This is a genomic window from Paenibacillus amylolyticus (assembly GCF_036894225.1).
Classification (GTDB): domain Bacteria; phylum Bacillota; class Bacilli; order Paenibacillales; family Paenibacillaceae; genus Paenibacillus; species Paenibacillus amylolyticus.
This window is the reverse complement of record NZ_CP145892.1, coordinates 5,955,039-5,970,332: the sequence shown is the minus strand read 5'-3', so window position 1 is coordinate 5,970,332 and position 15,294 is coordinate 5,955,039. Positions and strand designations below refer to the sequence as shown.

General features: G+C 54.5%; 2 protein-coding genes. Both read left to right on the top strand.

All coding sequences use genetic code 11. From position 1 onward, the window contains the following. The first annotated feature begins 86 nt into the window (after window positions 1-86). A complete protein-coding gene (locus tag V6668_RS26320; RefSeq protein WP_338707082.1) occupies window positions 87-15,143 on the top strand; it encodes an amino acid adenylation domain-containing protein in 15,057 nt (5,018 codons plus the stop codon). After that, window positions 15,143-15,283, top strand: a complete 141-nt coding sequence (locus V6668_RS26315; protein WP_338707081.1) for a hypothetical protein — start codon at window positions 15,143-15,145, stop codon at window positions 15,281-15,283. Before V6668_RS26320 ends, V6668_RS26315 begins: the two co-directional genes overlap by 1 nt. The last annotated feature ends 11 nt before the right edge of the window (window positions 15,284-15,294 follow it).

Genomic DNA, 15,294 nt, shown 5'->3' with positions numbered 1-15,294 from the left:
TACAGCTGCTAGGCAGAGGATTACCGCATGCGATCAACCGGGCAATCGAAGCGTGACGTTGCGCAAGCCATTGATATTGTTGTCAGATGTTTGAAAAAGAGAGGAGCGAGGCTGGAGCGTTGCTTCGGCATATGCTCCGCCGGATTGCTTTTACCGATGAAGAGAGGGGAACGATCCAGATGGCTTTTGAAAAAGAAACGTTGTTTTGGAACGAAAAATTCGGTAGTGACGATTATACCTTGACGCGGTTGCCTTACAGCAAAGCTCCAAACTCCCTGGTGCCCAATGTGAAAACCGTTGGCGGTTCGCTTTCGGAGGAAGCGGCGCAGCGGGTCCTTCAAATGAGCAAGGGTGCTCCGCTGGCTGCTTTTATGATTTTGCTCGCAGGTGTTCAGGCACTCTTGCATAAATATACAGGTGCTTCAGACATTCTGGTCGGTATGCCGGTTGTGCCGAAAAAGGGGGAGACGCGTCGATCCGTTAATCATACGGTCATTTTGAAAAACTCGCTTTCGGTGGGGGCAACTTTTAAGACGCTTCTGAGCGAAATGAGGACTTCCTTGCCGGAAGCCATTCAGCATCAACATATTCCGTTCTTGAAAATGACGGAGAAGCTGGATCTGCAATATGCAGAAGGGATACCCTTCGTCCATACGCTAGTATCCCTTAAGGAGCTGCATCTGGACGAAATTGGGCAAAACGTGGTCACAGACTGTTCCTTTGAATTCAGTTTAGCCGGCGGGACGATACAGCTAGGACTGTGTTATAACGAGCACTTATATGACTCCGAGTTCATGAATCGGGTCGTCGGCCATCTGAATCGCCTACTGTCCGTGGGGCTTCATGAGTTGGAGCTGGACATCGTGCGAGCGGACATGCTGTCGGAGGACGAAAAATTTCAATTAATACAAAGCTTCAACGATACCGAGAAGGACTATCCTCGTGATCGGACGATTCATCAGCTTGTGGAGGAGCAAGCGAAGCGTGTGCCCGAGGCGACGGCGGTTGTTTTTGAGGGGCAGCGGCTTTCATACGCAGAGTTGAACGAACGGGCGAACCAGCTGGCGCGTACGCTACGATCGGTCGGTGTGCTGCCCAATCAGTTGGTAGGCTTGATGGTTAGGAGATCGCTGGAGACGGTCATTGGCATTTTGGCGGTTCTGAAAGCTGGCGGTGCCTACGTGCCGATCGACCCGGAGTACCCGGAAGAACGTATTCGCTACATTCTGGAGAACTCGAACGCGCAGCTGCTGCTGACTCAAAGAGAGCTTTTACAGCAAGTCCCGTTCGAAGGGACCGTATTGGCGCTAGATGACAAGCAGGCCTATAGCGACGATGGCTCGAACCTGGAGGCGGCCAATGGTCCACATGATCTTGCTTATGTCATTTATACGTCAGGTACAACGGGCAAACCCAAAGGGGTCATGCTGGAGCATCGTGGTTTGGTCAGCTTGAAGTTGATGTTCGCAGACAGGCTGGGCATTACGGAGCATGACCGGATCGTTCAATTTGCGAGCTTGTCCTTCGACGCATCCTGCTGGGAAGTTTTCAAAGCACTCTATTTTGGCGCGGCTTTGTACATCCCGACGGCCGAGACAATTCTCGACACTCGTCTGTTCGAGAGTTATATGAACGAGCATGCGATTACGGCGGCGATTCTGCCCCCGACGTACAGCGCTCATTTGAACCCGGACCGTCTTCCCAGCTTAACAAAGCTTGTAACGGGAGGTTCGGCGGTATCGGCCGAATTCGTGCAGCAGTGGAAAGCGAAGGTTCACTATTTCAATGCTTACGGCCCTACCGAAGCTTCGATTGTTACGACGCTTTGGGATGCGGATGAGCAGCAGCCGGAGCGTAGAGTCATTCCGATTGGGCGCCCGCTGTCTAATCATCAGATTTTTATTTTGGATGCCCACCTGCAACTTGTGCCTCCAGGAGTGGACGGCGAGCTGTGCGTTGCAGGCGTGGGGCTTGCGAGAGGTTACCTGAACCAGCCGGAGCTGACGGCAGAGAAATTTGTGGAACATCCGTTTGCGCCGGGAGAACGCCTTTACCGGACAGGAGATCTCGCCCGCTGGCTGCCGGACGGTAATATGGAGTATTTGGGCCGGATCGACCATCAGGTGAAAATCCGTGGATTCCGAATCGAGGTCGGTGAGATTGAAGAGCAGCTTCTGAAGATCGACTCGGTACAGGAGACGATTGTGATTGCGCGGGAAGGCAAAAGTGGGCAAGAACTGTGCGCTTACCTGGTCGCTAGTCTCCCTCTTACGCTCGGCGAGCTGAGAAGCGCGCTGGCGCAAAAATTGCCGAATTACATGATTCCGGCACATTTTGTTCAGCTTCCGCAGATGCCGCTCACCCCGAACGACAAAATCGACCGCAAGGCTTTGCCTGCCCCGGAAGGAAACGCACTGACCGGCGGCGAGTACGTAGCTCCACGCAATGAAGCCGAGCGGACACTTGCCGATGTGTGGCAGGCGGTATTGAACGCCGATCGCGTTGGGGTAACGGATCATTTCTTCGAGCTGGGCGGAGATTCGATCAAGTCCATTCAAGTATCTTCGCGGCTTCATCAAGCCGGGTACAAGCTGGAAATTCGGGATTTGTTCAAATATCCGACAATCTCACAGCTTAGCCTGCATGTGATACCGATCGGACGTACCATCGATCAAGGCGAAATTACGGGTGAAACGGCGCTGACGCCGATTCAGCATTGGTTTTTCGAGAGCTCCTTTGCGGACCCGCATCATTTCAACCAGTCGGTGATGCTGTACCGGAAGGAACGCTTCGACGAAGAGATGGTACGTCAGGTGCTGCAAAAGCTGGCCGAGCATCATGACGCCTTACGGATGGTGTTCCGCAAAACGGAACAAGGGTTTAGCGCACGGAACCGCGCGATTCAGGAAGACGTGATGTTCACGCTGGACGTGTTCGACTTCAAGGATGCGGAGAATCCCACGCAGGCTGTGGAAGCGAAGGCAACGGACATTCAAGCAGGCATCGATCTGGAGAACGGGCCTCTCATGAAGGCGGGACTGTTCCAGTGCGAGGATGGAGATCATTTGCTGCTCGCGGTTCATCATGCCGTGGTAGACGGCGTGTCTTGGCGAATTTTGATGGAGGATTTCGCTCTAGGTTACGAGCAGACTGGCAAAAGCGAAGAAATTCGTTTCCCTTCGAAAACAGATGCGTACCGCACTTGGTCCGAGCAGTTGGCTGCTTACGCGCAAAGCCCGGAGATGGCGAAGGAACGGGCCTATTGGCAGGCCGTGGATCAAATGGAGGTTCCGGCCGTGCCGAAGGATATGGAGGCGGATGTTACGACGCAGCAGGACAGCGAATCGCTGTTTGTCCGTTTGGCTCGCGAAGAAACGGAGCTGCTACTGAAGCGGGTTCACCGTGCCTTCAACACCGAAATGAATGATATTTTGGTAACGGCGCTCGGCATAGCCTTACGCAAATGGACGGGGCACGAACGGGTGCGGATCAATCTCGAAGGACACGGACGTGAATCGATCGGAACGGATATCGACATCACGCGCACAGTCGGCTGGTTTACGACCAAGTTTCCGGTCGTCCTGGAGCCGGAAACCGACCGGGATTTGACCTATCAGGTTAAACAGGTCAAGGAAAACTTGCGCCGCATTCCGAACAAGGGGCTTGGGTACGGCATATGCCGCTATCTTTCGAAATCGGAGGATGGCTTGGTTTGGGGCGCAGAACCGGAAATTAATTTTAACTACCTCGGCCAGTTCGACGATGATGTCAACCAGGGCGAGATCGGCATATCTTCTTATTCCAGTGGCAGCCCGGCTAGCGACCGGCAGGCCCGCAGCTTTGTGCTGGATATCAACGGTATGGTGCTGGACGGTGCTTTATCGCTCGATCTCAGCTACAGCCGGAAGCAGTATCACAAGGAAACGATGGAAGCCTTCGCTCAGCGGCTTGAGCAAAGTCTCCGAGAGCTCATTACCCACTGCGCAGGCAAAGAGAACACCGAATTGACGCCAAGCGACGTGCAATTTAAAGGCTTGACCATCACAGAATTGGAGCAAATCGCCCAGCGCTCGAGTCATCTCGGGGAAATCGAAAATATTTACTCGCTGACGCCGATGCAAAAGGGTATGTGGTTCCACAGCGCGCTTGACCGGCAAACGGCAGCTTACTTTGAGCAGACGCGGTTTACGATGCGGGGAGCGCTCGACGTCCAGCTTTTTGAGAGGAGCTGGATGGAGCTTGCAAAACGTCATCTGGTGCTGCGGGCGAATTTTGTGAATGGACCAGCAGGCGAGCCGCTGCAAATCATATACCGCGATAAGCCAGTCGGCTTTGAATATGAAGAGCTGCTTCATTTGCAGGTACACGAGAAACAAGCTTACTTGGATGAAAAGGCCGAGGAGGACAAGCTTCGTGGCTTCGACATGGAACATGATGCGCTCGTTCGGTTTACGATTCTGCGCACCGAAGAGCAAAGTTATCACGTTCTGTGGAGTTTCCAGCATATTTTGATGGACGGCTGGTGCCTGGCTCAGCTGACGCAGGAGTTGTTTGAGATATACTCGGCCCTGACCTCTGGGAAGCAGCCAGCGGGAGGTAAAGGATCGGATTATGGCGATTATATCGAATGGTTGGAGAAACAGGACGATCAGGCGGCATCCGGCTATTGGACGGCGTTCCTGGCAGGCTACGAAGGGCAAACCGTACTTCCGGGGCAAAAGGAACCAGCGCCGAGCGGCAGATTTACGGCTGATCACGTCACCGCCGAACTAGGCAAGGACTTGAGCAAACGGATGGACCGGGTGGCGAAACAGCACCTGGTTACAGTCAATACGCTGCTGCAAGCCGTTTGGGGCGTGATGCTGCAAAAATATAACGGAACAAACGATGCCGTATTCGGTAGTGTCGTGGCCGGAAGACCGGCGGAAATCCCGGGCATTGAGTCTATGATCGGGCTGTTCATCAATACGGTGCCGGTCCGCGTCAATAGCGAAGTGGACACCGTGTTCGCCGACCTTATGGCGAAGCTCCAAGAGCGGGCGCTGGATTCCGGGCGTTATGATTACTATCCGCTGTATGAAATTCAAGCTCGCAGCGTGCAAAAGCAGAATCTGATCAACCATATCATCGCTTTCGAGAACTATCCGGTGGACGAGCAGATGGAGCAGGCGGGGGAGCAGCAGCACGGCGGCCTGACAATTGCTGACGTTCAGATGGAGGAGCAGACGAACTATAACTTCAACGTGACTGTGGTGCCGGGAGCCGAGATCGAAATTCGATTCGACTTTAACGCCGAAGTGTTCGATAAAGACAGCATCGAGCGGCTCAAGGGGCATCTCGTGCATCTGCTGGAACAGGTAACGGATAACCCGGAAATTACCGTGGGCGAGCTGGAACTTGTGACCGAGGCAGAAAAGGCCGACCTTCTCGGACATTTTAACGACACCACAACGGAATTTCCGCGCGGGAAGACACTCATTCAATTGTTCGAAGAGCAGGCGGAGTACATCCCGGATGCAGCTGCCATTTCCTTTAATGAGCAAGAGATGACTTACCGCGAGCTGAATGAACGCGTCAACCGCCTTGCCCGTACCTTGCGCAGCCACGGGATATCTCAAGGACGTCTGGTCGCCATTATGGCTGAGCGTTCCATCGAAATGGTTGTAGGTATACTGGCAGCACACAAAGCCGGAGCCGCTTACGTACCGATTGACCCGGAATATCCAGAGGAGCGTATCCGTTTCTTGATAGAGGATTCAGGAGCGCAGGTTATGCTGACAGAAAGCCGCTTGCGCGAGCGCCTGGCGGGTGTGGACTCGTTGATTTTACTGGATGACGAGTCCTTCTATCACGAGGACGGAACAAACCTAAATCAAGGGATTGAAGCGACAGATCTGGCCTGCGTGATCTATACGTCAGGCACGACGGGCAAGCCAAAAGGCAACCTTGTTTCGCACCGCAACATCGTGCGCGTTGTGCAAAATACAAATTATATCGACATCACCAATCGCGATCATGTCCTCCAGCTTTCGAGCTATTCGTTCGACGGAGCGATTTTCGATATTTTTGGTGCTTTGACCAACGGGGCGCGGCTGGTGCTGGTTCCCCGCGAGACGTTGCTGGAAATTGGTCTACTGGCGGATCTCATCCAGCGCCAGCGCATATCGGTCATGTTTATTACGACGGCTTTCTTCAACGTGCTTGTAGATGTGAACGTCCATTGTTTTCGGGATGTCCGGGCGATTTTGTTTGGAGGAGAGCGTGTCTCGGTTGGTCATGTACGTAAAGCACTCGCCCATCTTGGAGCGGGTAGGCTCAACCATGTGTACGGACCGACGGAAAGCACGATATTTACCACGTACCTTCCGGTCGACTTCGTTGATGAGTCGGCGCTTACCGTTCCTATCGGACGACCAATCAGCAATACGACGGTGTATATCGTCGACAGCCGGAATAAGCTGCTGCCGATCGGCGTGGTCGGGGAGCTATGTGTCGGTGGAGAAGGTTTGGTACGGGGCTACAATAACCGGCCGGAACTGACGGCGGAGAAATTTGTGCACAATCCTTTTACGTCAGGAGAGCGCATGTACCGGACGGGGGATTTGGCGAAATGGCTACCGGACGGCACGATTGAATATGTGGGACGAACGGACGACCAAGTGAAAATCCGTGGCTTCCGCATAGAGCTGGGCGAGATCGAAGCTCAGCTTCAGAAAGTGGAGGGAATTCGGAAAACGACAGTATTCGCGCGGGAAAACGTGTCCGGCGAAAAGCAGCTTTGCGCCTATTATGAAGCGGACTGTGAGCTTCCGGCGGCCGAGCTGAAGAGCATGCTGTCTCAGGAACTGCCGACCTATATGATCCCGGCGTACCTGATCCAGTTGGAGCGTCTCCCGCTGACGACGAATGGCAAGGTTGACCGCCGCTCCCTCCCGGCACCTGAGGAGAGCTTGCAGCCAGGCGAAGGACATACTCCGCCTCGGACTCCGCTCGAAGCCAACTTGGCTGAAATATGGAAAAGCGTGCTTGGATTGGAGCACATCGGGGTTCATGACAACTTCTTTGACTTGGGCGGCCATTCCCTGCGGGCAACGACACTGGTGAGCAAGGTGCATCAGGAGTTGAACGTCGAGTTGCCTCTGCGCGACGTATTCCGCTACTCAACGATCGAACAGATGGCTCTCGCCCTCTCCCGGATCGAAGAACATTCGTTCTCGTCGATTCCGCTGGTAGGCGCAAGAGCGTATTATCCACTTTCCTCAGCTCAGAAGCGGCTGTTTATCCTGAATCAGCTGGAAGGAGCCGATCAGAGCTACAACATGCCGGGTGTGCTGCTGCTCGAAGGATCGATTGATCATAGCCTGCTGGAGAAAGCTTTCCGCGGACTGATCCAACGTCATGAAACGTTGAGAACCGGATTTGAGGTCGTGCAAGGCGAAGCGGTACAGCGTATTTACGAGAGCGTTGATTTTTCCGTCGTGTGTCGACATGCGAACGAGGAAGAAGCGTCTGCAGTCGTGCAGGCTTTTATCCGACCTTTCGACTTGGCGAAGCCACCGCTGCTGCGTGCCGAGCTCGTAGAGCTGGCCGCCGATCGTTATTTACTGATGTTTGACATGCACCATATTATCTCCGACGGGGTTTCGATGGACGTGTTCGTTGAGGAACTCGTTCGTCTGTATGGCGGTGAGTCATTAGAGCCTTTGCACATTCAGTACAAGGACTATGCGGTATGGCAGCAATCGGACGAGCAAAAAATTCAATTGAAACGCGAGGAAGCTTACTGGCTGGACCGTTACCGGGGCGAGCTGCCGGTTCTGGAAATGCCAACGGACTATCCGCGTCCTGCTGTACAGAGCTATGAGGGACATACGCTAACGTCCTTCGTGGACGAGGCAACGAACGAAGGCTTGAAACAGCTGGCCGCTCAAAGAGGAACGACGCTATATATGGTGTTGCTTGCCGCATATACCGTGCTTTTGCATAAATACACAGGTCAGGACGATTTGATCGTCGGAACGTCGATTGCGGGCAGAACGCACGGCGACACGCAGCCTTTGATCGGAATGTTTGTCAACACGCTGGCGATACGCAATTATCCGGCTTCGGAGAAGACCTTCCTGTCGTATTTGGAAGAAGTGAAAGAAACGACTTTAGGCGCTTACGAGCATCAGAATTATCCGTTCGAAGAACTCGTTGATAAAGTGCAGGTTAGCCGGGATTTGAGCCGCAACCCGCTGTTTGACACGATGTTCTCCCTGCAAAACCTGGAGGAGTCAGAGTTTGAGCTGGAAGGGCTGAAATTGTCCCCGTACCCTAGCGAATATGGTATGGCCAAGTTCGACCTGAGTGTGGATGTAACGGAAGAAAATGGCGGACTGGAGTGCAGTTTTGAATTCGCAACGGCTCTTTATAAAGAAAGCACGATCCGGCGGCTATCGATTCATTTTGGACATTTGCTTGCGGCGATTGTAAGCCATCCGAATGCAAAGATCGCTGAGCTGAACTTGTTGACGGCAGATGAAAAAGAGAAGATTCTCGGCGCGTTTCACCCGATGCAATCGGAAGTGGCTCCTGTGGCCGCGTTCCACCGACTGTTTGAGGAACAGGCGGAGAGCACTCCGGAAGCGGAAGCCGTTGTATACGAGAACGATCGGCTGACGTATGCGGAGCTGAACGTACGGGCGAACGGCTTAGCGGCCACGCTGCGCGCAAGTGGAATCGGCCGGGAGGAGATTGTTGGCATTCTCGCCGAGCGCTCGGTGGACCTGCTGGTGGCCGTGCTGGCCGTCTGGAAAGCAGGCGGGGCATATGTACCGCTTGACCCGGATTATCCGGCGGACCGCGTGCGGTTTATGCTTGAAGACAGCGGAGCGAAGGTGCTGCTGACACAAACGCTGCTGAGAGAGCGGGCTGAGGCTTGGCTCAGCGAAGAGGAACTGGCACTTGCAAAGGTGTTGTACCTCGACGACGAAACGTCATACAGCGAAGACCGGGAGAATGCACCGCTTGGCTCCAGCATGGTTTCCGGTAAAGTCTCCGGCGAGCTGACGGGTGCTGTGAACAGCGATGATCCGAGTCATCTGAAGGTTGCTGGCTTGGACAGCTTCCATGAAGCTCGTCCTGAGGACTTGGCGTATGTCATCTACACGTCCGGAACGACGGGCAAGCCGAAAGGCGTAATGATTGAGCACCGCAGCTTGGTGAACACGGCAGCAGGCTACCGGCGGGAATACCGGTTGGATCAGTTCCCAGTCCGGCTACTGCAACTCGCCAGCTTCTCGTTTGACGTGTTCGTGGGTGATATCGCACGCACGTTGTACAACGGAGGCACGATGGTGATTGTACCGAAAGACGACCGTCTCGATCCGTCTCGTCTGCACCACTGGATAGAGAGGGAGCAAGTGACGATCTTTGAATCAACACCAGCACTGATCGTACCGTTTATGGAATACGTGCACGAGCAAGGGCTGGAGTTGAGCGGGATGGAGCTGTTGATCACAAGCTCGGACAGCTGCAGTGTGGCGGATTACCGGACCTTGCAGGAGCGGTTTGGCTCATCGTTCCGCATTATTAACGCCTACGGCGTGACGGAAGCGGCAATTGACTCCAGTTTCTATGACGAAGAATTGAAGAAGCTGCCGCAGACAGGCCATGTGCCGATTGGCAAAGCGTGGTTGAATGCGAAGTTTTACATCGTGGATGCACATCTGAACCCTGTTCCAGTCGGCGTGCTAGGCGAATTGGTTATCGGCGGAGTTGGGGTAGCACGTGGGTACTTGAACCGTCCAGAGCTGACGGAAGAGAAGTTTGTAGACAGTCCTTTCACCGCTGGTGAGTGGTTGTATCGCACGGGAGACTTGGCACGGTGGATGGAAGACGGCAACGTGGACTTCATCGGCCGGATCGACAACCAGGCAAAAATCCGGGGCTACCGGATCGAGACGGGGGAGATCGAGTCGCAGCTGTTGCGGGTGGAAGGTGTGCGCGAAGCGGTGGTGCTGGTTCGAAGTGACGCGAACGGACAGAAGGCGCTATGCGCGTATTACACGCCGGATACCGGAGTTGAGCTGGTAGTGAACGATCTGCGCAGGGCGCTGGCACAGCAGTTGCCTGGGTACATGATTCCGTCGTACTTTGTGGAGCTGGAGCGTCTACCTCTGACACTGAACGGAAAGATAGACCGGAAGGTGCTGCCAGCGCCGGAAGGGGAAGCGGGAAGCGGAACGGAGTACGTCGCACCGCGCAATGAGCTGGAAACGAAGCTGGCGGTGATTTGGCAGGAGGTGCTGGGGCTTGCAAAGGAGATTGGTGTTCACGACAACTTCTTCGACATCGGTGGCCACTCCCTGCGCGCGACAACGTTGGTCAGCAAGATTCATAAAGAGTTGAACGTGGATCTGCCACTGCGCGACGTGTTCCGCCATTCCACGATCGAGAGCATGGCTACCGCCATTTCTCGGCTGGATGAGCAGACATTCGTTGCCATTCCGGTGGCGGATGACCGAGAGGTGTACCCGCAATCTTTTGCTCAAAAACGTCTCTTTATCCTGAATCAGCTGGAAGTTGCGGAGCTTAGCTACAACATGCCGGAAGCGATGCTGCTGGAGGGTGCTTTGGACCGGGCAAGGTTCGAAGAAACATTCCGTAAGCTCGTGGCGCGGCATGAAATGTTGCGCACCGGGTTTGAAATGGTGGATGGAGAAGCATCACAGCGGGTTTACCAGGACGTGAATTTTGCGGTGGAGTTCTATCAAGCGGATGAGCAAGAGGTCGAAGCGGTGGTTCACGGTTTCGTCCGTCCGTTTGACTTGGCTAAGCCACCGTTGTTGAGGGTAGGCCTTGTTGAGCTGGCTCCGGAACGCCATATTCTGATGTACGACATGCATCATATTATTTCTGACGGCGTTTCAATGGAAATCTTTGTTGAAGAATTCGTGCGTTTGTATGGTGGAGAGCAATTGGAGCCGCTGCGCATTCAGTACAAAGACTACACCGTTTGGCAGCATTCGCAGGAGCAGCAGGAACGGCTTCAGCATCAGGGGGCGTATTGGCTGGACATGTTCAAGGGCGAGCTTCCGGTGCTGGAAATGCCGACCGACTATCCACGTCCGGCTGTACAGAGCTACGAAGGTCAAACGCTGGAGTTTTCCTTCGACGCTTCAAAAACCGGCGGCCTGAAACAGCTGGCTTCGGAAACGGGCACGACGCTGTTTATGGTGCTGCTTGCGGCGTATAACGTGCTTTTGCATAAATATTCAGGTCAGGAAGACGTAATCGTTGGTACGCCGATTGCCGGAAGGAATCATGGAGATGTGCAGCCGTTGATCGGGATTTTTCTAAACACGCTGGCGATTCGCAGTTATCCGTCTTCGGAGAAAACATTCCTGTCATATCTGAACGAAGTCAAAGAAACAACTCTGCGTGCCTTTGAGCATCAGAACTATCCGTTTGAACAATTGGTGGACAAGGTGCAAGTCACCCGTGATTTAAGCCGCAATCCGCTCTTCGACACGATGTTTACGATGCAGAATACGGAGAACGAGCAATTTGAGCTGGAAGGGCTTCGCCTGATTCCTTATCCGAGCGTACTTGATACTGCGAAGTTTGATATCAGCTTGGATGTGGGCGAGGAGAACGGCGGCTTGGATTACAGCTTTGAATATGCGACAGCTCTTTACAAAAGGGAGACGATTGAACAGCTGGCAAAACATTACGAGCAGTTGCTCCTGACAATTGTAAACCGTCCAGATGCGAAGATTGCCGAGCTGAACTTGCTGACAGCAGAGGAAAAAGAACAAGTTCTCAATGCGTTTAATCCAGCGCAGCTAGAAGCGGCTCCTGCGGCTACGTTCCACCGTCTGTTTGAGAAACAGGCAGAGTGTACGCCGGAAGCGGAGGCCGTTGTGTATGAAAATAACCGCCTAACGTATGTGGAGCTGAACGAGCGAGCGAACCGCTTAGCGGTCACGCTGCGTGCAAGTGGCATCGGCCGGGAGTCAATCGTTGGCATTCTCGCCGAGCGGTCGGTGGACTTGCTGGTGGCCGTGATGGCCGTCTGGAAAGCCGGCGGGGCGTATGTACCCCTCGACCCGGATTATCCGGCGGACCGCGTGCGGTTTATGCTCGAAGACAGCGGAGCGAAGGTACTACTGACACAAACGCCGCTGCGAGAACGTGCCGAGGCCTGGCTCCGCGAAGAGGAGCTGGCGCTGATGTCGGTGCTGTACCTTGACGACGAAGTGTCGTACAGCGAAGATCGGGCAAATGCTCCGATGTGCTTTGATCAAGGCTCCAACATGGCTTCCAGCCGGGTCTCTGGCAAACTAACGGGGGCTGTGAACGGTGCGGATCGGAACCATCTGGATGTTGTGGATGATGTTGATGATGTTGGCATGGACAGCTTCCATGAAGCCCGCCCAGAGGATCTGGCGTACGTGATCTACACGTCCGGAACGACGGGCAAGCCGAAAGGTGTGATGATCGAGCACCGCAGCCTGGTGAACACGGCAGCGGGTTATCGGCGGGAATACCGGTTGGATCAGTTTCCGGTAAGGCTGTTGCAGCTCGCGAGCTTCTCGTTCGACGTGTTTGTGGGAGATATCGCGCGGACGTTGTACAACGGCGGCAGCATGGTCATTGTACCGAAGGACGATCGGATCGATCCGTCTCGTCTGCACTACTGGATAGAGCGGGAGCAAGTGACGATCTTTGAATCAACGCCGGCACTGATCGTGCCGTTCATGGAATACGTGCATGAGCAGGGACTAGAGTTAAGCAGTATGGAGCTGTTGATCACAAGCTCGGACAGTTGCAGTGTGGCGGATTACCGAACCTTGCAGGAACGCTTTGGCTCGTTGTTCCGCATCATTAACGCTTACGGTGTGACGGAAGCGGCGATCGACTCCAGTTTCTATGACGAACCGCTGACGAAGCTGCCGCAGACAGGCCATGTGCCGATCGGCAAAGCGTGGCTGAATGCGAAATTTCACATCGTGGACGCACATCTGAATCCCGTACCAGTCGGCGTGCTGGGCGAACTGGTCATCGGCGGCGTCGGCGTGGCGCGTGGGTACTTGAACCAACCGGAGCTGACGGAAGAGAAGTTCGTAGACAGTCCGTTCGCTGTGGGCGAGCGGTTGTACCGCACGGGAGATTTGGCGCGGTGGATGGAAGACGGCAACGTGGACTTCATCGGGCGGATCGATAACCAGGCAAAAATCCGGGGCTACCGGATCGAGACGGGTGAGATCGAGTCGCAGCTGTTGCGGGTGGAAGGTGTGCGCGAAGCGGTGGTGCTGGTTCGAAATGACGCGAACGGGCAGAAGGCGTTATGTGCGTATTACACGCCGGATACCGGAGCGAAGCTGGCAGTGAACGATCTGCGCAGCGCGCTGGCACAGGAGTTGCCGGGGTATATGATCCCGTCGTACTTTGTGGAGCTGGAGCGCCTGCCTTTGACACCAAACGGGAAGATGGACCGAAAGTCGCTGCCAGCACCGGAAGGGGAAGCGGGAAGCGGAACGGAGTATGTTGCACCGCGCAATGAGCTGGAAACGGAGCTAGCGGTGATTTGGCAGGAGGTGCTGGGGCTTGCGAAGCAGATTGGCGTTCACGACAACTTCTTCGACATCGGCGGTCACTCCCTGCGGGCGACGACGCTGGCAGGCAAAATATTTAAGGAATTAAACGTCAACCTGCCGCTGCGCGACGTATTCCGTCACTCAACGATTGCGGCGATGGCCGAGGCGATCACCGGGATGGAACGGCGGGAGCATGAGGCCATTCCTCAAGCGGAAGAGAGAGAGTACTACCCTCTGTCCTCCGCGCAGAAACGGCTGTTCATTCAGCACACGCTGGATGGAGCAGATCAGCTTTACAACATGCCGGAACTGGTGCAGGTGGAAGGTGAGTTTGATTTAGACCGGTTGGAAGCCGCCTTGCGAAAATTGATAACACGGCATGAATCGCTGCGCACCGGTTTTGAAATGATGAAGGGCGAAGTGGTTCAGCGGATATACCCACAGGTCGATTTTGCTATCGAGCATCATCAAGCGGATACAGAGGATTCAGATCAAATCGAGCAGATCGTCCGCAACTTCGTTCGTCCGTTTGATCTCGGCCAACCGCCGCTGCTGCGCGCCGGGGTCATCGAGCTGGAGCCGCACCTGCGTATTCTCCTTTTCGATATGCACCATATCGTGTCTGACGGTGTATCGATGGCGATTGTGATGGAGGAGTTCTCGAGTTTCTACGCCGGAGAACAGCTGCCACCCCTGCGCATTCATTACAAGGATTATGCCGTTTGGCAGCAGTCGAAGGCCCACCGAGAGCGAATCGGGCGGCAGGAAGCGTACTGGCTGCAAACCTTCGAAGGCGAACTGCCCACGGCGGACCTGCCGATGGACTACGAACGGTCTGCCGTTCGTAGCTACGAAGGCGCGCATGTGGAGTTCGATGTCGAAGCTTCTCTCTCTGCGCGGCTGCGTGAATTGGCGGCCGAGTGTGAAAGCACACTGTTCATGGTGCTGCTTGCGGCCTATACTGTGTTGCTGTCCAAGTACAGCGGTCAGGAGGACTTGATCGTGGGCACCCCGGTGGCTGGAAGAACTAACGCCGATTTGGAGCGGGTCATCGGCATGTTTGTTAATACGCTGGCGCTTCGCAATCGTCCGTCTGGCGACAAAACGTTCTTGTCCTACCTGGAAGAAGTGAAGGAAACGGCTTTGGGTGCTTTTGAGAACCAGGATTATCCATTCGAGGATCTCGTGGAGCGTTTGAATGTGAAGCGGGAGCCGGGCCGCTTCCCGTTGTTCGATGCCGTTTTCGACTTGCAAAATATTGAAGAACGAGACGCCGAACTGGAAGGGGTCAGCCTGAAGAATTACGAGCTTGACCCATTGGAAGAAGCGAAGTTTGATCTGACGCTGTTTATGTATGAAAACGAAGGGGCGTTGAGCGGGGGCTTCTTCTACGCCACCAAGCTGTTCAAAGAAACGATGATCCGCACCTTGACTGAGGATTACCTGCGGGTACTGTCTCAAATTGCGGAAAATCCACAACTCGAGCTAAGCCGAATTGAATGTCATAAACCGGCGGCAGGCGCAAAGAGTGCTGTTGATACGATCGAATTCGCATTCTAATGTTACAAGCGCGCTTCCGTCATCAAGCGCAGCGCGTGTATCCCAAGGAAGACGCGAACAACATGCAAGCCCGTAAACGCGCAGGTCGAAAGCAAGCCTTTCCAGACCTGCGTCGGGGTATGCGGTCACTTCATTTTTAGGGGAGGTACGA

Coding starts and splice junctions, on each gene's coding strand:
- V6668_RS26320 (WP_338707082.1), top strand. CDS start 87: ATGTTTGAAAAAGAGAGGAGCGAGGCTGGAGCGTTGCTTCGGCATATG.
- V6668_RS26315 (WP_338707081.1), top strand. CDS start 15,143: ATGTTACAAGCGCGCTTCCGTCATCAAGCGCAGCGCGTGTATCCCAAG.